Raw genomic sequence first — 23,534 nt, forward strand, 5'->3', positions numbered from 1 at the left:
ACCCCGATCGATAGCCTAGCGTGTGGCCGTTCCCGTGCGGCCGCGCCGCAGCGTCGGGGATAACGCATGAAGCACAAGCCGCTCCGCGAGCAGGTCATCGTGATCACCGGCGCCTCGTCGGGCATCGGTCTCGCAACGGCCCGGATGGCGGCCGAGCGCGGCGCCCGGGTGGTGCTGGCGGCGCGCAGCGGCGACGCCCTGGCGCGCATCCGCGCCGAGATCGAGGGCGTCGGCGGCAAGGCGATCGACGTCGTCGCCGATGTCGGCCGGCGGGCCGACGTGCAGGCGGTCGCCGACCGGGCCGAGGCGACCTTCGGCGGCTTCGACACCTGGGTGAACGTGGCCGGCGGCTCGATCTACGGCCGGCTGCGCGAGATCAGCGACGCCGACCACGAGCGCCTGATCCAGACGAATTTCTGGGGGACCGTCTACGGCTCCCTCGTGGCGACCGAGCACCTGCGCCAACACGGCGGCGCCCTCATCAACGTCGGCAGCATCGCCTCCGACCTCGCCTTCCCGTTCCAGGGCATGTACGCGGCCTCGAAACACGCCGTGAAGGGCTTCACCGACGCCCTGCGCATGGAACTGATGGACGAGAACGCGCCGATCTCGGTGACGCTGATCAAGCCAGCCTCGATCGACACCCCCCTGCCCCAGCGGGCGCGCAACTACATGGACCGCGAGCCGAGCCTGCCGCCGCCGATCTACCCGCCGGAGGAGGTGGCGAACGCCATCCTGCACGCGGCCGTCCACCCGCAGCGCGACATCTTCGTGGGCGGGGCCGGCAAGGCCTTCGTGGCCGGCAAAGAATTCGCGCCCGGCGCCTACGACTATCTCGGCCCGGCCATCATCGCGCTCCAGAAGCGCCGGAGCGCGCCCCGCAACCCGGACGGCGCGCTGCACGCGCCGGTCTCGGCGGGCGAGACGCGGGGCGACCCGCCCGTCCCGGTCATGCGGACCAGCGCCTATACCCGCGCGACCCTGCACCCCCTCGCGGCGGCGGCCGGCCTCCTCGGCGTCGGCGCGGCCACGGCCTTCGCGGTGCTCGGCACCTCGTCCGGGCGCCGGCGGCGCCTGTAAGTGGCTGTCGCGACGGAGACCCTGCCCGGCCCTGCCCGACCGACGCGGGAGGCCGGGACCGGCACCGAGGCCGATCCCCGGATCGTGCCGCGCCGGATCGTGTCCCTGGCCGACGACCGGACGATCGCCTACGCGGAGACCGGCGCCGGGCCGGACCTCGTGGCGATCCACGGCACGCTGATGTGCCTGGAGGACGTCTGGCTCGGGCCCGTGCCGGCTCTGGCCGAGCATTTCCGCGTGGTCGCCGTCGACCGCCCGGGCCACGGCTTCAGCCGCCGACCGCGCGGCGGGGGCGCCGACATCTGGGACCAGGCGGCGTCCATCCGGGAGGCGGTGCGGCGCCTCGGCCTGGAGCGCCCGGTCATCCTGGGCCACTCGTTCGGGGGCGCCGTCGCCCTCGCCTACGGCATGCTCCATCCGGACGAGGTGGCCGGCATCGTCGCCCTCGCGCCGATCTGCTTCCCCGAGCCGCGGCTGGAGCAGGTGCTGTTCGGGCCGCGGGCGCTGCCCTTCGGCGGCGACGCGCTGTCGGCGTTCCTGGGCGCCAGCAGCGACCGGGCGCTGCTCCCGCTCCTGTGGAACGCGATGTTCTTCCCCGAGGCGATGCCGGCGCGCTTCGCGCGGGACTTCCCCTTCGCCCTCGCGGGTCGCCCGGCGCAGATCACCGCCGAGGGCGAGGATGCGGGCTGGCTCTGGCCGGGGCTCGCGCGCAGCGTCCTCGGCTACCCGTCCCTGCGCCGGCCCACCCGTATCCTGGGCGGCAGCGCCGACCTGGTGGTGAACACCGAGTTGCACGCCCGGCGCGCGGCCGGCCTGATCCCGGGGGCGCGGTTCGAGTCCCTTCCGGGGGCCGGCCACATGCTGCACCACCTGCAGACCGACGCGGTCGTGCGCGCGGCCCTGGCGGTGCGGTCGGAGGCCTGACGGACCCGGTCACGAGCCCCGCGGGCGGGGCCTCCCTCAGCGGATGAGCGCCTTGATCTGCTGCTTGGCGCCCGCCTTCAATCGGGCCAGCCCGCCGCGAGCCTGCCGCTCGCGCTCCTGCCGCAGCGTGCGCTTCTCGGCGTTCCAGGGATGCTCGTGGCGGAGCGTGTGCTCCGGCGCGCGGACCCCGAAGCCGAGGGCATAGGCGCGCCGCGGTCCGGCGCTGAGATTCGGCCCGGCGCAGTGCAGGGTCCGGCAATCGTGGAAGGTGGCGCCGCCCGCCGGGAGCGGACACGGGACCGCGCGCTCCACCGGAACGCCGAGGGCCTCGAGCCCGTGGATCCGCGGGTCGCCGCCGATGCTGCGATGGGGGAGGAGCGGCTCCCGGTGGCTGCCCGGGACGTAGAGCATGCAGCCGTTCTCCGGCGAGACGTCCTGCAGGGGCATCCAGACCGTGATCGCCCGGTAATTCGTGTAGGCGGCGTAGAACGCCTCGTCCTGGTGCCACGCGGTGGCGGCGCCGATCTTCGGCGGCTTGCGGATCGCGTGCTCGAAGACGAGGGCCGCGCGGTTCCCCAGGAGCTGGCGCGACATGGCCAGGGCGTTGGCCCGGAACAGGATGTCCCGGAGCAGCGGCTCGAAGCGGGACGGGTTGAGGAGTTGGGGCGAGCGCGCCTCGCTGGCGCCGCGGTCGACGTCGACGAGGTCGAACAGGCTCCCGTCCTTCCAGCCCCGCGCCTCCTCGAACAGACGGTCATAGGCGCCGCGCAGGGTGTCGAGCTCCTCGGCGGTGGTGATCGCCGGGACGGTGACGAACCCGTCGCGCCGGAACGAGGCGATCTCGTCGTCGGTCAGGATCCGCGTCGGGACGCGCGCCGCCGCGCGATTACCCACGATCCAGCGGACGAGCCGCGACCGTGCCTCGGCCGCGCGGGCGGAGAGGCCGTTCCCGGCATCGGCGACGCCGAGCCCCAGGCGATCCGGAATCGTGACTGGCATCGCACCCTCCGCTTCGAAGTGATTCCGCGAAGATGCTCACGTCTATTCCGAGGCTTACAGTACCGATTCTTAGGTATGACTGAGCGTCACGGCCTCAGGCATTTGCCTTCAGCTTCATCATGAACCACCTCCGGTTGAGATTTCCGGTTGCAGCTCTTTCCGGGGCCGGACGCGGCTGCCGGTCGCCAGCGGCGCTCCCGCTGACGGGCGATGCCGGCGCGGAAGCGCCGCGCCAATGCATCGGATTGATCGCATTTCCGGAACCATTTTATTTCATGGCCGATATTTAATGCATCCGCGGGGGGTATTGATGAGTTCTGTGAAAGATCGGGGCGATCAATACGGACCGATTTCCCGGAGAGTGATGATGAATATCTTAACGAAAGCTGCCGCGGCCGTAGCCCTGGCGGCGCTGCCGGTCTCGGCCGCGCAGGCGATGCCGGTCGTGGCCGATCCGGGCCTCGCGGCGCCGATCACGCTCGTGGCGGGGGGATGTGGGCCGGGCGCCTGGCGCGGCCCCTGGGGCCACTGCCGCAGCACGCCCTATGTCGGTCCGCTGCCCGGCGGCTGGTATCAGGTGCGAGCGGGGAACGGCTGCCCGCCCGGCTACTGGCGCGGACCGTGGGGCCATTGCCGCAACACGCCGTATCACGGACGGCTGCCGAACGGCGGCTACCGGTAGCCGCCCGCCCTCACCGTCGACGGAGGCCGGCGCCGGAGCGCCGGCGGGCGGTGAGGGACTCGAACTCCTGACCCTCTCCGTGGAAGGATTGGCGTTCCCAGGCCGTAGAGCGACGGCACAGGAAAAAAACGTAGCGGGCCATCCGGAGCCCCGTCGGGCCTTCGTTTCCGGAAAATATCCGGAGACCTGTTCCGGGCCGGTTCGTCGGATCCCCCCTGTGTTCTACAGCGCACCCATGTCGGCCCGTAACGGGTCACGCGGTCGTCGCACCCGGCTTGTCGCTCGACGGCTTCGGCCTTGTCGCCATCGTCTCTATCGCCGCACCGGGTACAGACGCTGTCGAGCGCGGAACAGCACCTGACGCCGCCGGCCGCATTGCGCCCGCCGGCGCGCCGTATATCGCACCCGACCTCCCGGCACGTCGCGATCGCCGCAGTCCGTTCCAACTGCGCGACCCCGGCGCGGATCTCGGCCAGCTTGTCGGCAAGCTCTCGCATAGACCTATGGACGATTGGAAAAACCCTATTGGCGGACCTCTGACTTCTTGACTGTTGTTTGTTTATTTGTCACTCATCAATGCTGATTTTTCCATATTTTGAGCATCAAAATCTGCTGACGGATCGGCTCTAAGCCGATTCCGAAAATGCCTATAACAACGCAGGCGACAGAATGGAGCTTCCGAACATGACACATACTCGAGAGGCCGTCGCCGGACTCAGCAAACAAAATGTTTCTTCTCTGAGGTATAACAGCAGAAACAATAATCGATACGAAAGCACGGGATTATTGATTTCGTTTATGAAAAAAAACAAAAAGCTATTAGATGTCGGATGCGGAACAGGGACGATCACATCCACACTGAGAGACGCTCTCTCGCTTGATGTAGTTGGCGTTGAGCCTCATCCCGAGAGAGCCGAGCAAGCGCGCACAGAAGGATTAAATGTCATCACTGGTGTTTATGATCAAGCTTTCGCACAGAGAAACGAGAAATTTGACTACATCTTATTTGCAGATGTTTTAGAGCATCTTGTAGACCCAGCAGAAATGTTGAGAGAAGTAAAAAATTCGCTGGCGCCAGATGGTCGCGTGCTGGCCTCTATTCCAAATGTTGCGCATTGGACCGTAAGAGCGCAATTATTATTTGGAAATTTTAACTACAAGCCGACCGGGATAATGGATGCCACACATCTCCGATGGTTCACGCGCAGGAGTGTACGTCGTTTGTTCGAGGCGGCGGGATATGAAGTTGAAGATATTCGCGGCGCCGCGGGTGGCTGGATGGGCGTATACCGCTACACGCCCTTTCGCTTTCTCCCTCAAGATCAGAAAAGTTTTGTGCTCGGCCAGCTCTGCAGGATCGCGCCCGCCCTTTTTTCAGTTCAACATGTGATAAAAGCGCGGCCAAAGTAATATTTAAGCCGTAATCAAGGTTGTTATTCTGCACTTATGTGCATGATCCTGTGTCGCTTTTCGATGGAGTTCCTGTCTGCCTTCCGCCCGACCACCCCGAGACACGGTCTCCACAACGCCGCGCAGATGCTCCGGGAGGTGGTGGCCATAAACCTGCTCCACGACCTGCTCGTTGGTGCCGAGCGCTCGAGCAACCTTGCCGAACGGCACGCCCGCCCTCATGCCCCCCGTCGCGAAGGTGTGGCGCAGTGCGCGCGGCAGTTCAGCCAGGTCGAGTCGGCGCCCGACAATGCCTGATTGAACTCATCAATAATAGTGACGACGAATGATCAGCGCGACGAGGGCAGCAACGGCTCCCAAGGACGCCCCGATTGGCGTGAAAAGCAAAACGACCATATAGCCGGCCGTGCCTTCGCGCTGAGTTACCTTCATGATGTCAACATACCAAGCACCGACGAGAAAACCCAGTATTCCACCCACCACTGCCCCGCAAATAGCGGCACCTAGATACACAAAAATCGAAAATAAAATCTGATTGAACGCCATCGACACGCGAGCCCGCCCTCGAATCAGGGCGAAGCATCCGAAGATCCTCCTGTTTTTGCAACAGGCCCACTCTCTAATTGTGTCCTAGTACTGATATTCGCCTTCGCCAGATTTATCGGTGCCTCCACAGGCGCGCCGCATCGTGGCGGGGCAGCTAGAGCGGTTTCGGTTTAATCGGGGTCGTATCCTGCCGCGACGAAGAAGTTTGCGGCCTCGTCGGGCGTAACGGCATCGACGAGCCGCCCGATTGTGGTCCAGAGCCCTTCGCGCGTGCGCGCCGCGGCCTTGCGCAGCCCCGCCTTCAACTTCGAGAACGCCATCTCGATCGGATTGAAGTCCGGCGAGTAGGGCGGGAGGAACAGGAGCCGCGCGCCCGCCGCCTCGATCGCCGCGCGCACGGCCGGGCCTTTGTGGCTGCCGAGATTGTCCATGATCACGATGTCCCCGGGTGCGAGTTCGGGCACCAGGACCTGATCGACGTAGACTTGGAAGGCGTCGCGGTTGATCGGCCCGTCGAGCACGAACGGCGCGGCGATCCCGGACAGGCGCAGGCCCGCCACCAGGGTCGTGGTCTTCCAATGACCGTGCGGGACGGGGGAGCGCAGCCGCTGGCCGCGGGGACAGCGCCCGCGGGTGCGGGCCATGTTGGTGGCGGTCCACGTCTCGTCGAGGAACACCAGCCGGTCCGGGTCGAGATCGGGCTGGCTCTCGAACCACGCTTCCCGGGCGGCCTTCACGTCCGGCCGATCCTGCTCTGCGGCGTGGGCCGTCTTTTTTTGTACGTCAGGTCGCGCGCGTCGAGGAAGGCCCACAACGTGCCGAGCCCGACGGTGAGGCCATGCTCGTCCTGCAACCGGGCGCGCATCTCCTCCAGGGTGATGTCGACCGTCTCGTCGATCAGCGTACGCAGGAACGTCTCGTACGGGTCGAGCTTGGAGCGGCGGGCACGCCCCTGCGGCCGGGCGGCCACCGTCCCAGTCGCGGCGAGCGCCGCCATCCAGCGGATCGCGGTTGCTTGGCCGACCCCGAAGCGGGCGGCCGCCTGACGGCGCGAGGTCGCCGCAGCCGCGGTCACCACCCGCTCGCGCAGGTCCAAGCTGTAGGGGCGGCCCATGCATCACTCCGGCTGTCGACCGGCCTGAGTGAATCAGCCTCCCAGCGCCGCGTGAACCCCACCAAGCCGACTCAGCCCAAACCGAAAACGCTCTAGCGTCCCGTTCGCTTCAACGTCCCTTGGAACTCACACGAGGCGCCGTGCCACATCGTGCAGCCCTGTTCTTCCAGGACGACGGACCGGAAATCCGAAGCGTAGCGGACGGTGATCCGGCAGGTTTGCCCACCGTCGGTTTTGCTGAAGACGACCGTGTCGGGTCCGGTCGGCCGCCCTTTCATCGTCACCTCACCGCCGCAGCCCTTGGTTCCCGTTGAGAACTGGGCCGTGAAGCCGGCTGCGCCCGCGGCCTTCACCTCGACGCCCTGCTCGTAGCCGTCCTCCTGGTGCTCGAAGGTGCCCACCGCCCTGGCTCCGGGGCCCGCAGCGTGCGCGACCGTGGAGACGAGCAAAGGGAGGAGGATCGCGAGCCGGCGGAGCATTACCGCACCATATCAGATCGAGGAGAGCGATAACCCTGGGCGGCCCGCACGATGATCGCCACGACGCTGACGGCCAGCAGCAGGATCAACGCCTCGTAAGCCCACGGCCCGAGCCACGATGCGACCGCGTCCGGCATGTGACGCACGAGCGTACGCACGATGCCCGCGGCGAGCGCGATCAGCGTGACGAGGCCGAGGGCGAATTGAAGCCAGCGGGGCATGCGGCTTAGGTTAGCACGCCCCGCCAAGCCGGTCAGCGGGCAGCCTGCCGCTCGAACTGGATCCCGCATTTCCTCTGGACGGAGACCTTTTCCAGCGCCTTCATCTCGCCCTTGAGGCGCACCAGCTCGGTTCGGCTCGGCGTGTCCTAGGACCGGGCCGTGGAGGCGCAGCAGCGCAAGCGCGACGGCCAGAAGATGACCGAGGCGCTCGAGCCGTCGACCGCCGGCGGCGTCTTCACGTCCTCTCCTTTGGGCCGCGGCCTAGCCGGAACCACGGTGCCGTAAGGTGCCGTCAGAACGGCTGTTGAGGCCGGAATTCGCCGGCCTCACATCAGCAAACAACGGAAAACGAGAAACAATCTTGGTGGGCGGTGAGGGACTCGAACCCCCGACCCTCTCCGTGTAAAGGATTGGCGTTCCCAAGCCTTAGAGCGCCGGCAGAGGAGGAAAGAGCCTTAGAGGGTCTTCCGAGGCCCTTTCGGGCCCTCGTTTCCGGAGAATAACCGGAGACCTGTTCCGCCCGTGTTCCGGTTGCAGCCGCCTAGGCCTCCTCGGGCTCGGGCGGCGGCACCTTGAAGACGGCATAGACAATACCGGCCACAACCGCTCCCAGTTGGGCGATCGTCGCGGCAATGATGGCGAGCAGCACCTTCTCGGTCACGAGACGGTCCGCTGCCTGCATCAGATGGAAGCCGATGAAGGCATAGTCGGCTGCGGCAAGGACCAGCGCCAACGCCCAGGTGCAGCCGACCGACCACCCAAACAGGGTGATCAGGCGGCTGGATATCTGCTCAGCGTGTTCCTGCTGGCGAAGTTTGATCGTGTCCTTGAGCGAGATGCCCGCTGATAGGGTGTCAAGCGACAGCGTGGTCCCGTTCGGCACGATGCTAGCCTCAGGCCTGGAGCGCGATGCTCACGCCTTCGGCCGCTGGCTGACCTTTGCCAGTCACCGTTACCACGCCGTCGGCCTCGCGAGCCTGCTCTGCGGCCACTCTGGCGATCGCCAGCGCCTTCCTGAAGACGGCCGTCGTGGTCGGCGCCTTCAGCTCTTTTTTGAGCTTATCGATCAGAGCAAGGGTCTCCTCGTCTGCCACGAATGACAGCTGCTTGGATTTCCCAGACATGCGACGTTTCCCTTCTGGCGGACACGGAGAACATGCGACAATGGCGGTTAAAGTCAATCAAAAACCGCGTGGTTTGCGCTTGGTTTCCGCGTAACAATGAGGTATGTGTAACCGCAAGGGAATGGAAGGGCCGCCACATGAGCGACAGCGCCGCATCGTCCGAGGACCAGTGTAGCTGCCGCCCGGCTGCCTCAGGGCAGATAGTGCCATTCCAGAGACCCGCCTCCGTTGAATACGATGGGGAGGCAAACCGCATGGTCGCGCAATTATCAGAAGTCGCTTTGACAGCAGCCGTAATCTCGAAGAAGCACCCGTCTTCGGAAGTCCGGAGAGAGGCAGTAAAACTGCTTGATAAAGTGGCAGACCGCCTGGAAGTGGTCGATGAGCATATCGGCGTCCTTGAAGTGCACGCCGATCTGATCCTCGAATGCATGAACGAGGACGAAAACGCTTACTTCATCAACGACAGCAAGACGGCTCCTCTGACCGTCACCAGCCTGATCAAAAAACGCTGCCGGACCCTCCGGGTACAGAAGATGGTCGTCGCGAAGAGCGGACAGAAAGCGTCGCTCATTCAGGACAATGAGAACCAGCGCCTTACGGACTGCGATGGTGCTCTTGCCTGTCGTATCGACGAGGCCATGGTCAGCCGGAAGGTGTCAGAGGCTTAGATCCGGCTGGATCGCCAGTTCTAGGACCTGCCGCCGCGCGACACGGTCTCGACGACGCCGCGCAGATGCTCCGGCAGGTGGTGGCCGTAGACCTGCTCCACGACCTGCTCGGTGGTGCCGAGCGCCCGAGCGACCTTACCGAACGGCACGCCCGCCATCACGGCCCACGTCGCGAAGGTGTGGCGCAGGACGTGCGGCGTGATCTCCTCGCCGAGGTCGGCCCCCTTCCGCGCCGTCGTCCAGGCGCGACGTAGGCGCAGGATCGGCTTGCCCTCGAACTCGATCACGTAGGCGCCGTTCTTCCGCCAGCGCCGCATGTGCGCGGCGAGCCGCTTCGACATCGGGATCGGGGTCCGCCGCTTCGAGGACTCACCCTCGGCGGTACCGCGCCGGTAGATGATGCCGGAGCGCAGGTCGACGAAGCCGCCGTCGGTGCTCTCGATCCACTTCAGGCGCAGGATCGCCTCGTGCCGGGTGCCGGTGTAGAGGCCCGCCAGGATGAACCGGGCGACGTGGCGCTGAACGAACAGCGCGCGGCCCCGTTCTTCGCCCGGCCGCGCCTTCTCGCGCGGTCGCCGCCAGATCTCCTTCCCCTTCGCATCGTGCCGCCCGGTCGGCCGGAAGCCCAGTGCGGCGAGCAGCAGCGCGGCCGCCTGCGAGCGGCCGAGCCACCGATCACGCGCCGGCGCCCGGTCCGGCATCGTCACGGGGACCGGGTAGAGCAGCTTGTGCTCGCTGTGCGCGTAGCCGAAGGCGGCCGAGAGCACGCCCAGCTCGCGGCGGGCGGTCTGATCGCCAACCCGGGGCACCTCGGCCTCGGTCGCGTACCGGTAGCCCGGCCCGAACTTGAACCTCGCCTGCGGCTGCGAGGTCCGCCACTTCGCGTAGGCCCGGCACAGGTTCGGCGTGGCGTGCGCGACCTTCTTCCCGTCGAAGAAGGTGATCAGGTGCGGGAGCGCCGACCATGCCACGTCGGGCCGCTTCGTGCCGGCCGCGTGCTCGTCGGCGTAGAGCTTCAGGACGTCCGCGATCTCGACTGTAGCGGGATCACCGCGGCCGAAATCGGGGGTGTGCTTCTCGGAGAGGTAGGCTTGCAGCGCTCTTTCAGCCGCCTCACGCTCTCCATAGCTGCAGCCCGTGCCGCGTTCGATGCCACCGGTGTCTCGGATGACCCAGCGGTCGTCGGCGGCCTTGAAGTAGAGGCGGGCACCCTTGGCTGGACGCGGCATCGCTTCACCATCTTCTTGATGTCGCCGAGGGTCGTGTGCAGGCGCCCGAATACCTCGTAGGTCGTTAGCCGATCATGCTCGGCCTCGCGCCGCAAGGCCTTCGCCGACGCGCTCGTGACGACGCCATGCGCGACCGCGACCTCGGCGGCCACGCTGAGCGGCATCATGGTCTCGTCCGTGACCTCGTTCGGGGCGGGAATCCTAGCGCTACGCGGCACTGCCCCCTCCGAGGTACGGCAACAGCGGGGTGAGGGCCTTCTTCTCGTGGGCGAGCCGCATGTCCTCGCGCACGGCCTCGCCGAAGGTGACGCTCGCGCCCGGCGGCACCGTGTTGGCGAGGAACTCATCCTCGAACACCACGATACCGACCTCGACGGCCTCCAGCTTCGCCTTGATGACCAGGGCGAGCGCCCGCCAGCGCGACCGGCAGGCCTGCTCCCAGGCCGCCTCGGCGACGCCGGCTGAACGCACCTTGCCCGTCTCGGTGAGGGCGAACTCGGCACTCTTCGGATCCGGCATCGCGAGCCGAAACAGGATCCGCCGGCCGCGCATGGTGAAGTGGATCGCGGCCTGCGTATCGCTCTCCATGTGGGCGAACTCGCTGGCGCCGTAGCGTCGGACGGTCGTCCGGATCTCGGAGATGCTGCGGTCCATCGGGACCGACGTGTCGGCGGCGTAGCGGCGGGTCATGCGCAGTTCGGGCACGCCGGCTCGCGCCAGACACCCGCCTCCAGGTCATAGGTTGAGCTCTCGCCGCACTCGCAGGGTTCGGGCGGCGGTGCGCAGAAGCCGCAGTGCTTCCGCGCGTCCCAGGGCGTGTCGGGGAAGCGCCGGCCGCACATGCAGCCTGGATGCGCCTTGCCGGCGAGGATCTCGGCTTGGGTCGGCTCCCTCACGCTGCCCTCCCGCTCGTGTCCTCGGTCGGCCGGGTGATGCCATCGACCGGCTTCCCGGCCTTGGCCCGGATTGCCTCGATGTCCGCGACCATCTTGGTTCGCCCGCGCTGCTGCGCGTCGAAGTAGCTGGCCCCGTAGCGGTCGGTCTCCAGCGCGCCGGCCTGGATCGCCAGGGCGCGCTTGCCCTTCGCGATGTCGAAGTGGACCCACGAGGCGTTGCGGTGCTTGCCGAACGAGAGATCAGGGTGGCCCTGGATCCACTTCCGGTCGACGCCGATGCGGTCCACCATCGCCAGCAACTCGTCGAGGCTGTCGGCCCAGAGGTGGCACATCATCATGCGCCCGAACGGGAAGATGGGCTGGTCGACATAGCAGGTCATGCGGCCCCCGCGATGTCGAGCGCGTCGGCCGGGACGAGCGGTTGCCAGCGGATGAGGATGCCCTCGAAGGTGAGGACGTTGCCGCCCTCGGGCGGGTGCTCGGCCCACCAGAAGCGGGCCATGGCCTCAAGGTCCGCGAACCCGTCTGCCCGGGCGAAAGCGTCCATCTGGCCGCCGGTGACGAGGTAGCGCTCGCCGACCTGCATCAGCTCGGCGGCGCCGCGCTTGGAGAAGGCCATTCGCACCGGCAGGACCTCGACGCACCGGCTCTCACCAAGCCGCCGGCACTGCCGCGTCCGCATGCCGGTGAAGAGCTGCACCATCTCGCCCGGCCGGGCGTGGCGCTTCCGGTCGGCGCGGATCGTCTGCGCCTTCGTGCCGGCCAGGATCGGCGGACCGAATTGCTTCTTGAAGCTGTAGGCGACCATCAGGAGCGCACCTCCGGCATGCCATCGTGCGTCACGCCGTCGAGGAGCCGGCCAGCGGCCTTCTTGCCGACGCGGGCTGCCCACGCTGCGACCGGGAAGCAGTTCTCAGCTGTGCGGGAACCGCCCGGATGCGCGATCCCGTCGGGTGACCACATGACGTAGTTTTTGGCCGGGCTCGGTGGGGTGAACGGCCCCCATTTGCCGTCCTGCCAATGCGCCGAGGATTGCCCCTCGTCGTCCCAGCTCGCGCGCTCGTTCTGACCCGGCAGCCACTCACCCCATTGCTTGAAGAAGAACGGCACGCCCTGGGCCGCGCACTGGTCGCGCAGAGACCGGACCCACGCGGGGTTCAGCGGGCGGGCGCGCGGCCCGCTCTCGCCGCCGACGATCACGAGGTGGATGCCGGACAGGTCGAGCTCGCCGAGATCCTCGAGCAGGGGCTCAATCGACAGGAAGCGGACCGCTGCGGGGACGGCGCGCAGCTTGTCGAGGCGGTGCAGCCGCGCCCGATCCTCGATCGTCGTGCCGAGCCAGACATGCTGCCACGGCCAGCGCTCGTTCCATGGCCGGTAGCCGGGCGCCGAGCTGTCCATCAGCGGGAGCATCTTCCCGATGTTCTCGGGACGCTTCGTCAGCACCATCCAGTCGAGATGCCGGGCGTCGGCGATCACGGCCCAGGCGTCATGCCGCCACTCGGCCGGGACCTGGTTGTCGAAGAAGTCGGCGAGCGAGTTGGTGAAGACGCGCTGGCGGGTGCCCGTCGCGGCGCAGGCGGCGTCCCACTTCGCCGGCTGGCGCCATAGCGCGACGCTGGTGCGGCGGCGCTCACCCTGCCACAGCGCGGCGTTGCCGGTCCGCTTCGCCCAACCCTCGGCATAGCAGTGGTCGCACGCCGGGCTCAGCGCGGTGCAGCCGAGCCAGAAGTTCATCGTGTGGTGGGTCCACTCGATCTTGCTGTTCTCAGCCACGGGCGCCTCCCGTCGAGAGGGCGTCGAGCACGTCCTTCCGCCCCTGCTCGCGGGCCGCGGCCATGAGCTTCAGCACCTCGTCCTCGGTGGCGAGGTAGGCCGGCGGGTCGAAGGCGGGCAGTTCCTCCTCGCCGCTGGTGCTCTCGAAGCCGTGCTGCTCGGCCGCCTCCAGCCAGAAGAGACGCTCCTCGGTGCCGGGGGCGGGAACGGTGACGCTCACGGGCGGCGCCACGCCATGGCCCGCGCTGATCTCGGCCTCGGACGCCGGCAGGAAGTCGATCAGCCACTGCCGGAGCGCGAGGACCTCCGAGCCCGCGAGGCGCGCCACGTAGAGGTCTCGCCCCTCTTCGTTGATGAGGTCCAGCACCTCGTCCTTGAAGACGAGCTCCAGCGAGCCGTTGCGGAGGTGCAGGGTCGCGCCCATGCCGTCCACGCCAAGGCAGGCGCCGCCGTAATGCGGGCGGCGCTTCGAGCCGAACATCGCCGCGGCAGAAGCCATCAGCGCCGCCCGGGCGTAGCCGCGCCACAGCTCCATGGTGCTCTCGGGAAGGTCGCGGCCCCACGCGTCATCCGGGACGCCCCGATCCTTGAGGTAGAGGGCCCGCGCGCCGGCCTCGATCATCTCGCGCGTGATGGTGCTGGACTCGGCCATACTGCTACTCCGCTGCGATGGGCGCGGCTTCGGCCGCGAGAAGGTCGAAGAGGGTCGGCGTTGCGTGGGCGCGCTCCTGCGCCCGCAGGTAGGCCGTGGCGTCTGAGAAGTAGCCGGGGTTCAGCTCGACGCCGGCGCCGCGGCGCCCGGCCTTCACCGCCCGCAGCGGTACCGTGCCGATGCCGGCAAAAGGGTCGAACACCAGCTCGCCACGGGCCGAGTAGCGCTCGATCAGCCGGTCCACGATGTCGAACTGGAGCGGGCAGACGTGCTTCTCGCGGCCCTTCGCGGCCTGCCCCGTGTTCAGGGTCAGCATCCGGGCGATGTCGGTCCACACGTCGTCCCGGGACGATCCCGGCCACAAGCTCAAGAACTGCGACGGCAGGGCGAACCGCGCCTCCAACTCCTCGCCGATCCGGACGTGCGTCTCGTAATCGTAGACCTGCTGCAGGCTGAACTCGCGGAACACGCGCGCCAGGACGTCGGGCCCGAGCTTCGCCATCTCGTCGGCGGGCATCAGCCGGTCGCCGGAGGACCGCCAGCGGGCGTGCGCGTCGACCTGCCAGCGGGCGCGCGAGTAGCCGGTACCGGGCACGGACGGCAGGCGCTGGTCGAACGGTACGAGGCCGCCCTCGGCCGTGAGGCAGTGCGGCTTCGTCTTCGTCACCGGATCGTCGGCATAAGCCTTCGACAGGTCCGACGGCAGCTTCCGGAAGATCAGAACGAACTCGGGGCACCCGACCCCCATCTTGGTCGAATCCTTGCCGTTCTCCGTCCAGCCGAGGCGGTAGGTCTGATTGTTCTCCCGCACCACGTCGGTGTCGATGAAGATCAGGCCCATGTAGGCGAAGCCGTGGCGCTGGTAGTGGAACAGCGTCTTGGCGTGGAACGGGTTGACCGTCGGCGTGCCGAAGCCCGTAGCCGAGCCGAACAGGATCCGGTCCTTCACGTGGATGCAGGCGAGCCGGCCGGGCTTGAGCGCCCGCAGCAGCTCCGGCGTGAGGAAATCCATCTGCGCGAAGAAGTGTTCGTCGCAGTCGGTATGGCCGAAATCGTTGTAGCTCGGCGTATACTCGTAGTGGTTCGAGAACGGGATCGACGTGACGATCAGGTCGAGGCTGTTCTCTGGCAGGCGCCGGCATTCATCGACACAATCGTTGTTGACCATGCGCCAGTCGTGGCCGGACGCCTCGATGCGCTCCGTTCCAATGGACCGGGCAAGCGCCTGCGCGAACGCGGCCTGAGACAGGCCGTAGGTACGGATAATCTCTGCCATCTGTGCTGCCATCTCGTCGTGGCGCGCCCACTTCGCCTGCAGGTCCCGCACGGTCTCCCGGTCGGCCTCGGAGTGGATGATGTCGATCTCGACGGGGTGCGCCTGCTGGAACCGCTGGATGCGGTGGATCGCCTGGATGAAGTCGTTGAACTTGTGCGACACGCCGAGGAACACGGCCTTGTGGCAGTGGCGCTGCAGGTTGCAGCCGGACCCGGCGATGATCGGCTTGGCGGCGAGGTTGCGGATCTCGCCGTCGGCGAAGGCGAGGATCGCGGCCTCGCGTTCGTCGAGGTCCTGGCTGCCGTAGACGGCAACCGCATCCGGCACGGCCGCGCAGATCGCGTGGCGCTCCGTCTCCAGGTCGTGCCAGAGGATGCGGTGGCTGTCCGGGTCGGCGGCTAGCAACTCGGAGAGCTTCGCCACCCGCGCCGGCAGGCTGTCGCGGCGCTCGCGCGCCTCGCTGGCCAGCCCGACGGCCGAGGCACGGAACAGGATGCCCTGGCCGTCCCGGTCCGCGCCCGCGTCGGCGAGGTTCGTCTGCACCTCGTGCCAGCGCACGATGAGCGGCGGCAGGTCGTAGCCCTCATCCGAGAACCCGAGGTCGGACGGGCGCTGCAGGAACACGCCCCAGCTCGCGCACCAGAGCCAGAACTCGCGCTCCTTGTGCGGGTAGAGGGTGAGGTCCCCCGCCTTCTCAGAGTTGCGCTGGAAGAACCGGGTCAGGGCCTGGCCGGTGTCCATGACGCCGAGGAAGCCGGCGTAGTGGATCAGCTCCTTGTACCGGTTCGGCGAGGGCGTGGCGGTCGCGACGAAGCGGTGCTGCACCCCGCGGAACAGCCCGAGGAACGTCTGGTACGTCTTCGAGCCGAACGAGCGCAGCACGCTCGCCTCGTCCAGCGAGGCGGCCTCGAAGAGGGCGGGGTCGAGGCGGCCGTCGCGGACGCTCTCGTAGTTCGTGAGGTACAGGCCGGGTGCGTCGACCTCCTCGGACCGCCGCACGAAGGCGATGGTCTGCCCGAGCGCGGCGGCCTCGCGGATGAACTCCTGTCGCACGCCGAGCGGGGCCACGATCAGCGCGCGGCCGCCGGTCCGCTCCAGCACGAGGCGCAGGACCTCGAGCTGCATGCCGGTCTTGCCGAGGCCGAACAGGGCGAAGATCGCCCTGCAGCCGCCGGCGACGGCCCACGCGACGATCGCGCGCTGGTGCGGCAGGAGGCGCGAGTGGATCTCCGCGTCCGTGACCGTGTAGCCGGTGACCGGCGCGGCGCAGGCCTTCGCCTCGAGGAAGGCGCGATAGTCCGGGACCGCGTTCACGCCGCCACCTGCAGAGCAGCGGCCTCGCGCTGGAGCGCGTCCTCGAGGGCCTTGGTGGCGGCGCGATGCTCGGCCCAGGCCTGCTCGACCGTGAGCGGCGGGGACGCCTGGATAGCGGCCGGCCCGTCGTAGAAGGCCTCGACCGGGACCTTGAGCAGGTCCGCGACGCGCTGAAGGTTGGCGGCGCAGATCCGGTTCTTGCCCTGCTCGTACTTCTGGACCTGCTGGAACGAGATCCCGAGGGCGTCGCCGAGACTGGTCTGGCTCATCCGCGCCTGCTCTCGAGCGATGCGGATCCGCCCGCCGATCCGGGCGTCGACCTCGGTGCAGCGCTTCGGGCCGGGCACGGTGGTGGCGTCAGACATCGAACATCTCCGCGATATCGGGGTCGACAGGCAGGCCCATGGCCCGATGGAGCGTGGCCTCGACGACGAGGTCGGCCATGCTGGGCTCGGGGTTGTGGCCCTGGCGGCGCGCGCGCCGCTCGGCCTCGCGGACGAAGACCGGATGCTCCGGCACGCAGGCGCGGGCGGCCTTGAGCCCGTGCTTCGCCTTCACGTGCGAGAACATCGCCTCGGTGCTGGCGAGCGTGCGGGTGCACTGGGGGCAGCGAAGGGCGGCCATCAGCGGTCGCCCTCCCCGCGCGCGGCGTCCTCGGCCCGCAGGTCGCGGGCGGCGGACACGATCATCCAGGCGAAGGCAGCCAGGGTGCTCGCGGCGCCGAAGCCTATGGAGAAGCTCGGCCAGCACATCAGGCGGCCCTCGCCATGGAGAGCTCTCCGGCTTTCAGATGCCGGCCATCCGGCAGGACCAGGCGCAGTTCGTGCGGAACGCGCTCGACCTCGGCCGCGGCCTCGTCCCAGGTGTACCGGCCCGCAGAAATCCGGTCCGTGGTGTAGCCGGCATAGTCCGAGCGGTAGAACGCTTCCTTGTCGACCGCCCAGATGCCGTAGGTCAGCTCGGCACCGAACAGGATCTTGCGCAGGGTCTCAGCGCGCAGGAAATCCATGCGCGTGATCGCCTTGGCCAGTTCGCCCTCGAGGCGCTTGCGGCGCTCACGCTCGTTGCGCTTCCGCCGGAGGTCGGCAGGGCGGCGCGTGTAGATCTCGAAGCTGCTGGCCCACGTGATGCTGTAGGGGCCGGTCACGATCATCCAGCGGCTGCCGCCGTCGGAGTGCGCGATGCCCGTACCGATCCGGCCCTTGCGATCGCGGAACCAGACGCGGGCGCCGTGTTCCACGAGGCTGCCGTCACCGTCGCCCGACTTGCGGTCGTAGTCCTGGGACCCGGGGCGGCCGAGATCCTTGTCGGTGTGCCAGTCGGTAGCGTAGCGGGCCTGGATGTACTCGGCTGCCGGCAGCTCGCCGCGGCCGCGGCCGCAGCGGAAATCCTGCCGGTGCGGCGCTCGCATCGCGACGTCGGCCCGCTCGGCCAGCCACTTCAGGAGGTGGCGCAGCTCCAGCTCGAACCGGAGGCCGTCGAGGTAGGGCATACGCTTCCGGTGGTCGAAGCCGTAGCGCGGGCCGTTGCGGTTTTCGGACGGTGATCGTTCCGACCACCACCGAAGCTCGACGACGCGCCCGTTAACCTGGATCTCGGCGCGCAGATCGCCACGGGCGGCGATCCGATGCCTGGGGCTGAGGCAGCGGAACTGCTTTACGATGCGCGGGTCCGCAGTGACCTTGAACCCGCGTCGCGTGAGGTGGCGCAGCAGCTCGTCGAAGATCTCCGACTTGAGTGTCGGATCGTTCGCATCGGCCTGCCAGAGGCCGATATGCGTGTCGTGGAGGTTGACCTCGACCTTGCGCATCAGGCGGCCTCCGCCGTTCCGATGGCCAACAGGGTCGCCACGCGGGCCTCGACTTCGCCGAGGAAGGCGCGCACGGCGGCCTCGTCCTTGGCGATCTGCTCGTCGTTGCGGTGGAGGCGCTTGACCCAGAGGCGCAGGGACGGGGGCACGCTCGGGTGCCAGGAGGCGAAGTCGCACCACTTCCGGCCCGTGCAGGCCATCTGCCAGCGCATCTGCGGCAGGTACTGCTCCGGGATCGTGCCGGAGAGCAGCGTGTCGAGGTGCGTTCGCAGGGTCGGGCACTTGATCTCGACGAGGCCGAGATCGCCGACGAGCCGGTCCGGGCTGGCGCCGGCCATGGCGATGCTCGGGTGCTCGACGAAACCGATCTGGTCGACGTCGACGCCGTGTAGGAAGGCGTAGGCGTCGGCCGCCTGCGGCTCACGCTCGGAGCCCTCCAGCATCGGGCCCGTGAGGTAGTGCTGGGTCGTGAGCCCCGTCAGCCGTTCACCGACGAGCTCCATCAGGTAGCGCTCGCGCTCGGCGGTCGGCTTGCCGTCCTTCTTCACGGCGAGGATGTCGGCGATGCGGGAGGCGGTCGCCTTGCCGCAGCGCGCGTCGAGCCACTCTGGGCTCCCCTGGACCATGTCGGCCATGTCAGCGGCCCTCCTGCTGGCGAGCGCGGTTGGCCACTGTGGTCTTGATGGAGGCGAGGACCTCGTCGAACCGGGCGGCCGGCAGGTCCGGCACGCTCTCGACGCCGAAGAAGCGCAGCAGCCGGTCCGGCGGGATCTTGTGCTCGGTGAGCTGCTTGCGGATCTGCTCCGCCTGCTCGTCGCTGATGACGTCGTCGTTGCCGCCGGCCGGCGCCCCGTCCGTGTCGTGCGGGTCGTTCGTCAGCGCGATGTTGAACACCTGCAGGACGAGGTAGCGCCGGGCATAGGTGATCGTGGAGCCGATCCCCTGGATGGGCGTCTTGTTGGCCTTGCCCTGGGCGCCGGCGGTGTCGGGCGGGAGGTCGAGGTGATAGGCGCGCTCGTGCCCGGCCTCGTGGGCACAGGTGCAGGTGACGCGGAGGTTGCCCTGGATCGGCGACGGCTCGGTGTCGAACGACAGCGAGAAGCCGTGCCGGGCGATGATCGGCGCCGTTGCCTTGGCGATGCTCTCCAGGCGCGCATAGGAGGCCCCGGAATGCGAGTTGCGGGCATCGCGCAGGACGCGCGGCAACTCGGCCTGACAGGCGGACATCGCGGCGTTGAAGGCGATGCGCGCGCGCTCGGCCCGGTCCTCGCGCGCCATGACGAGGAACCGCTCGACGCGGTCCGGGTCGATGTTCGGGTCCCGGGCCATCCGCTCGATGATGGACAGGACAGCGGCGCCCTCGGCCGGCTGGACGGCGACCGATGCTGGCGGGTGGTCTTCGACGGTGGCGAGCTGCTGCTTGGCTTGGTTCACGGCGGATCTCCTGAGGGGCGGGCTACGGGGCGGGTGGCAGGCTCACTCCCCTGCCCGCTTGGCCTGGCGCTCCAGCCAGCCGCGGACCTTCGCGTCGTCGGTCTGGACGAGGACGGATTCCCCACTGTCGCGGACGAAGGAGAGGCCGAACCCGGCGGATCGGGAGGCGAGCGTGAGGCGACGCTCTCGGCCGGCCCGGAGCGCCGCGATGAGGTCGCCGCGCTCCCAGCGGGCGCGGATCTGCCCGACCTGGACGTGGACCATGCCGGCGCGCGGCAGCAGCTCGGCCGCCTCGGCGGGCGTCAGGCGCATATCCTCGGGCGCCGGCGCGGCCTGGCGCGGCTCGGGGGCGGCCAGCGCGAGGGCCGCCGGCAGCGCCAGGGCGAGGTCGAGATAGCTGACGATGCTCACGGGCGGGCAAGCTCCAGGAGGGCCCGGCGGCCTTCCGCGGGCATGTGGCGGAAGGCGGTGAGGAGGGAGCGCTCGTCGTCGGTCAGCGCGACGCTCTCGGCGTCGAGGCCGGCGATGAGGCTGAGATCGAAGCCGTAGAGGCCGGCGAGCTGGGCGCGGCGAGCGAAGGGCACGGGCTCGTCGCCGCGCTCCCAGCTGCTAAGCGCGGTCTGCGATGCGCCGAGCAGATGGGCGATCTCGGCCTGCGGTAGGCCGGCCCGCAGACGGGCCTCGCGGATGATGCCGGCGACCGTCTGCCGCTCGGACAGCTCCACGGTGCTCGGGATCCCGCGCGGTCGCGGCCCAGTGGCGGCGAAGCGCGGGCGGGACGGCGGGCGCCGGTCGATCCGAAGGAACGCAGCGTCGGAGGTACGGGCGGCCCTCACAGACGCCTCCCGGCAGCCCGGAGCCGCGTGCGCGCCTCGGCCATGACGATCACGTCGGTGCGGCCGTCGAGGTCGACGCGTGTCTCGGCGGTGAAGAGGGCGATGCCGGCAGCTTGGGTCGCGGCGGTCGCCTTCTCCAGCGCCTCCTCCAGAACGTGCTCGACGACGGCCTGTGGCTGGTCGAGGCCCGTCTGGGCGAGGAGGAGCTGCAGGTCACCGACATGGCTCTCGACGGCGCGGAGCGCGCCATAGAGGTCGGAGGCCTGCCGATCGCGCAGATGATGCGCGCGGACCATGTCGCTGTAGGTCGGGAGGCCGAACTCAGCGGCGTAGCGGTCAACCAGGGCGATGAACGCCTGATGGTCCGGGGCGGAGCGGACGGCGCAGCTCATCGCGCACCCGCCAGCTTGTCGGCGACGCGGGCGCGGGCGGCCTCGGCCCGGCGCGCCGCGGCGGCCAGCTTCGCGGCGACGTCCTCCAGGCGGCCCATGTCGGCGCGCTGTCCGGCGCCGGCGATCGTTGCCCGCTCCAGGTGGTGGACCGCCGAGAGCGTGGACTCGCTGATCGCGTCGAGGATCGCGAGGGAGGATTCGAGGCGCCCGAGAGCCTCGGACGCGCTGGGAAGCGGCTCGGCCGGGACCATCGCATCGAGGCTCGGCGCCGTGGCGAGAAGATGCCCGTGCAGGGCGCGGATCGGGTGCGGCGCGTTCACAGCAGGGCTCCGGTCGGCGACCGGCGGCCGGCCGGCGCGTGGTTGAGGTCGATGCGGACGTCGCGGACCGGCGCGTCGGTGCAGCCGGTGGCGGCGAGAGCTTCGGCGCGCCCGGCGTCCCACCGGCGGCGGTGGTCCTCCATCTCGGCGATCGCCGCGTTGAGGGCCGGGCTCTGGCTCGGGCGGAAGCGGGGATCCCGGAGGCTCGCCCGGCCGGCATCACAGCGGGCGGCGAAGCGGGCGAGGCTGGCGGCGCGCGCCTTGGCGGAGTGGGTCGCCATGGTCAGCGGGCGCCCCGGACGGCGGCCACGTGCTGGATGATGAAGCCCGGCACGAAGGGGCCGAAGCCGATGGTCAGCGATGCCAGCAGGCAGTGCGCGACCGCAGTGGTGGCCGAGGCGTGCTGAAGATTGTCGAGGTAGGCGGTGAGCATCTGGGGCTCCATCGGCTCGGTGAGCGGCGATGGAGAGACGGTATAACCGTGGTTGTTGGTTGTCAACTACCGGATTACCATCCGCTGTGGTCGGTGGTTGTCCACAGGTCGCACGCTACAACCGCAGTTGACTTACGGTAGAACGAACGAGGAACATCGGGGCCGGGCAATGCGTCCCGGGAGAACCCGATGAAGTCGCAAAGTAGCGTCGAGAGAACGTTTTACGTGGTGCAGAGCTTCACTCGGGACCGACAGGGTGTCCGAATGGACCCTCCTCAGGAGGCGCGGACCGAGGCCGCGGCGGTTAGACTGGCTGAGCGCATCGCACCGCGGAAAGCTTCGGTGATGGTCTTCGCTCGGACAGGCAATCCCGAGACGGGCGAGTTCGACGAGCCGCGCGTGGTGCGCAGCCTCGGCGAGGCCAGCGAAGAGGATCTGCCGTTCTGAGGGCTACCGGAAGTTCTTGGACACGATCCGGTGACGGGTCGACCATTCCTCACGGTCAAGACCGAAGTCCTTGCTCGGCGAGTACTGTCGCACCCGCCACTCGGTTTCTGAGGCTCCGAGATAGCGCTTCACGGTAGCGCGAGGCTCATCGGCTTTGGAGCTGTAGAAGACACAAGACGTGTTCGCCAGAACCGGCAGCCTCGGATTGACGAAGAGCGTATCGCCGGGCTCGAACTCTGGAACCATCGACTCGCCAACCAGATAGATGGCGTAGCCGTCTTTCACGCCTTGCAGGATCGGCGGGCGCTTGGCGCTACCGATCGGCTCGCGTTCGATGATGAGCGCGCCGGCTCCGCCTTCCGCCGCCGCGTATAGCGGCACGTCGCCGACAAGGCCGGCGGCCGCCGCCCAGTAGGCCGGATCACGCGCATATTCAGGAACAGGCGCGGCGCTCGCCTGCGCTTGGCGCTGTGGCGGCCGCGATCGACCGAAAGCCTCCTCCGGCATCGTGGACGGGTCGATGTCCAGCGCCTCACAGAGCTTCGCTAGGTGCTCGGTGCTGCGGACCTGGCCTACCTCGATCTTCGCGATGGTGGCCTGAGACACGTCGATGAGCTTGGCCAAGGCCTTCTGGCCCAAGCCCTTTCGGATGCGCGCCTCGCGGATCTCTTCGTGCCAGCTCATCGTCGAGAATCCTACAACCTTGGTTGTGGAACTGCTCGGGAATTCTGGTTGTTGACAACCAACAACCGAACCGATCATATTCCCGGCCATGTCGGACGTTCGCCCTCTCATCGAAGCCGCGATCCGCGACCGTGGATCGGAAGCCAAGCTGGCCAAAGCCTGCGGGGTCTCTCAGGCGGCCATCAACAAGGCCAAGCAGGTTGGGCGGTGCTCGCCGAACCTCGCCGTGCGGATCGAGAAGGCGTGTGGCATCAGCCGGCGCCTTCTCTGCCCCGAGTTCTTCCGGATCCCCGGTGAGAACGGCATTCCCGTCGAGGGAGCTGCGGCATGATGCGCCGCGCCCTCCTCCTTGCCGCGACGCTCGCCCTGGCCAGCTGCTCCGACAGCGATGTCGCGCGCCAGACGGTTGAGCTCTACGGGTTCACCGATATCGCGATCGGCGGCTACACGCCGTTCGGCTGCGCTGACAGCGACAGCTTCCACACCAGCTTCACGGCGCGCGGCGTCAACGGCGCGTGTGTCCATGGCGTCGTCTGCTCCGGCGCCTTCAAGGGCGCGACGCTGCGGGTGACCGGCCCGTCGAACGCCTGCCCTCTCCGCGGACCATCCGCACCGCAGTCGCGGGGGCAATGATGCTCGCGGCACTGCTCTTCCTCCTCAAGCTGATGGTCGTGGTCTCTGCCGGCGTCGCCGCCGGTAGCTTGCTCGGCTTTCGGCCGATCATCGCGGCGATCACCGTGCTGCCGGCCCTGCTGATCGGCTGTCGCGCCCTGGCGGTCCTGTGA

At 68.4% G+C, this 23,534-nt stretch carries 38 protein-coding genes; 10 read left to right on the plus strand and 28 right to left on the minus strand.

From position 1 onward, the window contains the following. The first annotated feature begins 66 nt into the window (after positions 1-66). A complete protein-coding gene (locus ACX9MN_RS21610) occupies positions 67-1,080 on the plus strand; it encodes an SDR family oxidoreductase (protein ID WP_056531553.1) in 1,014 nt (337 codons plus the stop codon). Then, positions 1,081-2,004, plus strand: coding sequence for an alpha/beta fold hydrolase (locus ACX9MN_RS21615; RefSeq protein ID WP_489725382.1), 924 nt, complete (start codon positions 1,081-1,083; stop codon positions 2,002-2,004). It abuts the gene before it with no gap. Positions 2,005-2,040: 36 nt separating this feature from the next. Here ACX9MN_RS21615 and ACX9MN_RS21620 read toward each other — a convergent pair whose 3' ends face one another. Then, positions 2,041-3,003, minus strand: coding sequence for a phytanoyl-CoA dioxygenase family protein (locus tag ACX9MN_RS21620; RefSeq protein ID WP_489725383.1), 963 nt, complete (start codon positions 3,001-3,003; stop codon positions 2,041-2,043). Positions 3,004-3,367: 364 nt separating this feature from the next. Here ACX9MN_RS21620 and ACX9MN_RS21625 point away from each other — a divergent pair, with 364 nt between their 5' ends. The 3 genes from ACX9MN_RS21625 (at position 3,368) to ACX9MN_RS21635 (ending at position 5,392) form a co-directional block, all read left to right on the plus strand. Continuing rightward, positions 3,368-3,685: a GCG_CRPN prefix-to-repeats domain-containing protein gene (locus ACX9MN_RS21625; RefSeq protein WP_170855074.1), complete on the plus strand. Its 318-nt coding sequence runs from the start codon at positions 3,368-3,370 to the stop codon at positions 3,683-3,685. Positions 3,686-4,354: 669 nt separating this feature from the next. Further along, positions 4,355-5,095 carry a class I SAM-dependent methyltransferase gene (locus ACX9MN_RS21630; RefSeq protein WP_489725384.1) on the plus strand — a complete coding sequence of 247 codons (741 nt, stop codon included), beginning with the start codon at positions 4,355-4,357 and terminating at the stop codon, positions 5,093-5,095. Between the two features lie 63 nt (positions 5,096-5,158). Next, on the plus strand, positions 5,159-5,392 hold the full coding sequence (locus tag ACX9MN_RS21635) for a hypothetical protein (protein ID WP_489725385.1): 234 nt from the start codon (positions 5,159-5,161) through the stop codon (positions 5,390-5,392). Positions 5,393-5,401: 9 nt separating this feature from the next. Here the strand turns inward: ACX9MN_RS21635 and ACX9MN_RS21640 are convergent, their stop codons facing one another. The 4 genes from ACX9MN_RS21640 to ACX9MN_RS21655 all read right to left on the minus strand — a co-directional run bounded on the left by ACX9MN_RS21640 (position 5,402) and on the right by ACX9MN_RS21655 (position 7,455). Further along, on the minus strand, positions 5,402-5,647 hold the full coding sequence (locus tag ACX9MN_RS21640; RefSeq protein ID WP_489725386.1) for a hypothetical protein: 246 nt from the start codon (positions 5,645-5,647) through the stop codon (positions 5,402-5,404). A 164-nt stretch (positions 5,648-5,811) separates the two neighbouring features. Further along, positions 5,812-6,755, minus strand: a protein-coding gene (locus ACX9MN_RS21645) for an IS630 family transposase (RefSeq protein ID WP_100250497.1) whose coding sequence is annotated in 2 segments (ribosomal slippage) — positions 5,812-6,419 and positions 6,419-6,755 — 945 coding nt in all. Because the reading frame shifts where the segments join, the coding sequence is not laid out codon by codon here. A gap of 92 nt (positions 6,756-6,847) precedes the next feature. Next, positions 6,848-7,156 carry a hypothetical protein gene (locus tag ACX9MN_RS21650; RefSeq protein WP_489725387.1) on the minus strand — a complete coding sequence of 103 codons (309 nt, stop codon included), beginning with the start codon at positions 7,154-7,156 and terminating at the stop codon, positions 6,848-6,850. 77 nt (positions 7,157-7,233) lie between these two features. Continuing rightward, positions 7,234-7,455 carry a hypothetical protein gene (locus ACX9MN_RS21655; protein WP_489725388.1) on the minus strand — a complete coding sequence of 74 codons (222 nt, stop codon included), beginning with the start codon at positions 7,453-7,455 and terminating at the stop codon, positions 7,234-7,236. Positions 7,456-7,614: 159 nt separating this feature from the next. On the opposite strand from ACX9MN_RS21655, the gene ACX9MN_RS21660 reads away from it, so the two are divergent. After that, positions 7,615-7,740, plus strand: a complete 126-nt coding sequence (locus ACX9MN_RS21660) for a hypothetical protein (RefSeq protein ID WP_489725389.1) — start codon at positions 7,615-7,617, stop codon at positions 7,738-7,740. A gap of 256 nt (positions 7,741-7,996) precedes the next feature. Here ACX9MN_RS21660 and ACX9MN_RS21665 read toward each other — a convergent pair whose 3' ends face one another. After that, on the minus strand, positions 7,997-8,338 hold the full coding sequence (locus tag ACX9MN_RS21665; RefSeq protein ID WP_489725390.1) for a hypothetical protein: 342 nt from the start codon (positions 8,336-8,338) through the stop codon (positions 7,997-7,999). Positions 8,339-8,348: 10 nt separating this feature from the next. Continuing rightward, positions 8,349-8,579: a ribbon-helix-helix domain-containing protein gene (locus ACX9MN_RS21670; protein ID WP_489725391.1), complete on the minus strand. Its 231-nt coding sequence runs from the start codon at positions 8,577-8,579 to the stop codon at positions 8,349-8,351. A gap of 137 nt (positions 8,580-8,716) precedes the next feature. On the opposite strand from ACX9MN_RS21670, the gene ACX9MN_RS21675 reads away from it, so the two are divergent. After that, complete coding sequence (locus ACX9MN_RS21675; RefSeq protein ID WP_489725392.1) at positions 8,717-9,250, plus strand: hypothetical protein; 534 nt, start codon at positions 8,717-8,719, stop codon at positions 9,248-9,250. 20 nt (positions 9,251-9,270) lie between these two features. Here ACX9MN_RS21675 and ACX9MN_RS21680 read toward each other — a convergent pair whose 3' ends face one another. The 21 genes from ACX9MN_RS21680 to ACX9MN_RS21780 form a co-directional block, all read right to left on the minus strand. Then, positions 9,271-10,479 (minus strand): site-specific integrase, encoded by a 1,209-nt coding sequence (locus ACX9MN_RS21680; RefSeq protein ID WP_489725393.1) that lies wholly within the window; start codon positions 10,477-10,479, stop codon positions 9,271-9,273. A gap of 207 nt (positions 10,480-10,686) precedes the next feature. Then, on the minus strand, positions 10,687-11,169 hold the full coding sequence (locus tag ACX9MN_RS21685) for a hypothetical protein (protein WP_489725394.1): 483 nt from the start codon (positions 11,167-11,169) through the stop codon (positions 10,687-10,689). Beyond that, positions 11,166-11,375, minus strand: a complete 210-nt coding sequence (locus tag ACX9MN_RS21690; RefSeq protein ID WP_489725395.1) for a hypothetical protein — start codon at positions 11,373-11,375, stop codon at positions 11,166-11,168. Before ACX9MN_RS21690 ends, ACX9MN_RS21685 begins: the two co-directional genes overlap by 4 nt. Next, positions 11,372-11,755 (minus strand): DUF4031 domain-containing protein, encoded by a 384-nt coding sequence (locus ACX9MN_RS21695; protein WP_489725396.1) that lies wholly within the window; start codon positions 11,753-11,755, stop codon positions 11,372-11,374. Before ACX9MN_RS21695 ends, ACX9MN_RS21690 begins: the two co-directional genes overlap by 4 nt. Beyond that, a complete protein-coding gene (locus ACX9MN_RS21700) occupies positions 11,752-12,183 on the minus strand; it encodes an ASCH domain-containing protein (RefSeq protein WP_489725397.1) in 432 nt (143 codons plus the stop codon). Before ACX9MN_RS21700 ends, ACX9MN_RS21695 begins: the two co-directional genes overlap by 4 nt. Next, a complete protein-coding gene (locus ACX9MN_RS21705) occupies positions 12,183-13,151 on the minus strand; it encodes a DUF5131 family protein (protein ID WP_489725398.1) in 969 nt (322 codons plus the stop codon). Before ACX9MN_RS21705 ends, ACX9MN_RS21700 begins: the two co-directional genes overlap by 1 nt. After that, the gene (locus tag ACX9MN_RS21710) at positions 13,144-13,803 is read right to left on the minus strand and encodes a hypothetical protein (RefSeq protein ID WP_489725399.1); all 660 of its coding nucleotides are present in this window, start codon (positions 13,801-13,803) and stop codon (positions 13,144-13,146) included. Before ACX9MN_RS21710 ends, ACX9MN_RS21705 begins: the two co-directional genes overlap by 8 nt. 4 nt (positions 13,804-13,807) lie before the next feature. Then, positions 13,808-16,393, minus strand: a complete 2,586-nt coding sequence (locus ACX9MN_RS21715) for a DNA methyltransferase (protein ID WP_489725400.1) — start codon at positions 16,391-16,393, stop codon at positions 13,808-13,810. Beyond that, a complete protein-coding gene (locus ACX9MN_RS21720; RefSeq protein WP_489725401.1) occupies positions 16,390-16,758 on the minus strand; it encodes a helix-turn-helix domain-containing protein in 369 nt (122 codons plus the stop codon). Before ACX9MN_RS21720 ends, ACX9MN_RS21715 begins: the two co-directional genes overlap by 4 nt. Continuing rightward, complete coding sequence (locus ACX9MN_RS21725) at positions 16,751-17,017, minus strand: hypothetical protein (protein WP_489725402.1); 267 nt, start codon at positions 17,015-17,017, stop codon at positions 16,751-16,753. The genes ACX9MN_RS21720 and ACX9MN_RS21725 overlap by 8 nt, the downstream gene beginning before the upstream one ends. Then, entirely contained in the window at positions 17,017-17,145 is a 129-nt protein-coding gene (locus tag ACX9MN_RS21730) for a hypothetical protein (RefSeq protein WP_489725403.1), read from the minus strand. The genes ACX9MN_RS21725 and ACX9MN_RS21730 overlap by 1 nt, the downstream gene beginning before the upstream one ends. Continuing rightward, entirely contained in the window at positions 17,145-18,203 is a 1,059-nt protein-coding gene (locus tag ACX9MN_RS21735) for a hypothetical protein (protein WP_489725404.1), read from the minus strand. Before ACX9MN_RS21735 ends, ACX9MN_RS21730 begins: the two co-directional genes overlap by 1 nt. Next, positions 18,203-18,838: a lambda exonuclease family protein gene (locus ACX9MN_RS21740; protein WP_489725405.1), complete on the minus strand. Its 636-nt coding sequence runs from the start codon at positions 18,836-18,838 to the stop codon at positions 18,203-18,205. Before ACX9MN_RS21740 ends, ACX9MN_RS21735 begins: the two co-directional genes overlap by 1 nt. A gap of 1 nt (position 18,839) precedes the next feature. Then, positions 18,840-19,637, minus strand: coding sequence for an ERF family protein (locus tag ACX9MN_RS21745; RefSeq protein WP_489725406.1), 798 nt, complete (start codon positions 19,635-19,637; stop codon positions 18,840-18,842). 42 nt (positions 19,638-19,679) lie between these two features. Continuing rightward, a complete protein-coding gene (locus ACX9MN_RS21750; RefSeq protein WP_489725407.1) occupies positions 19,680-20,048 on the minus strand; it encodes a hypothetical protein in 369 nt (122 codons plus the stop codon). Continuing rightward, positions 20,045-20,362 carry a helix-turn-helix domain-containing protein gene (locus ACX9MN_RS21755; protein WP_489725408.1) on the minus strand — a complete coding sequence of 106 codons (318 nt, stop codon included), beginning with the start codon at positions 20,360-20,362 and terminating at the stop codon, positions 20,045-20,047. Before ACX9MN_RS21755 ends, ACX9MN_RS21750 begins: the two co-directional genes overlap by 4 nt. A gap of 107 nt (positions 20,363-20,469) precedes the next feature. After that, positions 20,470-20,865 carry a hypothetical protein gene (locus tag ACX9MN_RS21760; RefSeq protein ID WP_489725409.1) on the minus strand — a complete coding sequence of 132 codons (396 nt, stop codon included), beginning with the start codon at positions 20,863-20,865 and terminating at the stop codon, positions 20,470-20,472. Further along, positions 20,862-21,185, minus strand: coding sequence for a hypothetical protein (locus tag ACX9MN_RS21765; RefSeq protein ID WP_489725410.1), 324 nt, complete (start codon positions 21,183-21,185; stop codon positions 20,862-20,864). Before ACX9MN_RS21765 ends, ACX9MN_RS21760 begins: the two co-directional genes overlap by 4 nt. Next, positions 21,182-21,466: a hypothetical protein gene (locus tag ACX9MN_RS21770; RefSeq protein WP_489725411.1), complete on the minus strand. Its 285-nt coding sequence runs from the start codon at positions 21,464-21,466 to the stop codon at positions 21,182-21,184. Before ACX9MN_RS21770 ends, ACX9MN_RS21765 begins: the two co-directional genes overlap by 4 nt. A gap of 2 nt (positions 21,467-21,468) precedes the next feature. Then, complete coding sequence (locus tag ACX9MN_RS21775) at positions 21,469-21,618, minus strand: hypothetical protein (protein ID WP_489725412.1); 150 nt, start codon at positions 21,616-21,618, stop codon at positions 21,469-21,471. Between the two features lie 450 nt (positions 21,619-22,068). Then, the gene (locus ACX9MN_RS21780) at positions 22,069-22,749 is read right to left on the minus strand and encodes a helix-turn-helix domain-containing protein (RefSeq protein ID WP_489725413.1); all 681 of its coding nucleotides are present in this window, start codon (positions 22,747-22,749) and stop codon (positions 22,069-22,071) included. An 88-nt stretch (positions 22,750-22,837) separates the two neighbouring features. Between ACX9MN_RS21780 and ACX9MN_RS21785 the strand changes: the two genes are divergently transcribed. The 3 genes from ACX9MN_RS21785 to ACX9MN_RS21795 are packed head-to-tail and all read left to right on the plus strand — an operon-like array spanning position 22,838 to position 23,534. Next, the gene (locus ACX9MN_RS21785) at positions 22,838-23,080 is read left to right on the plus strand and encodes a hypothetical protein (protein WP_489725414.1); all 243 of its coding nucleotides are present in this window, start codon (positions 22,838-22,840) and stop codon (positions 23,078-23,080) included. Beyond that, positions 23,077-23,382 (plus strand): hypothetical protein, encoded by a 306-nt coding sequence (locus ACX9MN_RS21790; protein WP_489725415.1) that lies wholly within the window; start codon positions 23,077-23,079, stop codon positions 23,380-23,382. The genes ACX9MN_RS21785 and ACX9MN_RS21790 overlap by 4 nt, the downstream gene beginning before the upstream one ends. Next, complete coding sequence (locus ACX9MN_RS21795; RefSeq protein WP_489725416.1) at positions 23,379-23,534, plus strand: hypothetical protein; 156 nt, start codon at positions 23,379-23,381, stop codon at positions 23,532-23,534. Before ACX9MN_RS21790 ends, ACX9MN_RS21795 begins: the two co-directional genes overlap by 4 nt.

It is taken from the genome of Methylobacterium sp. 1A, assembly GCF_058072805.1.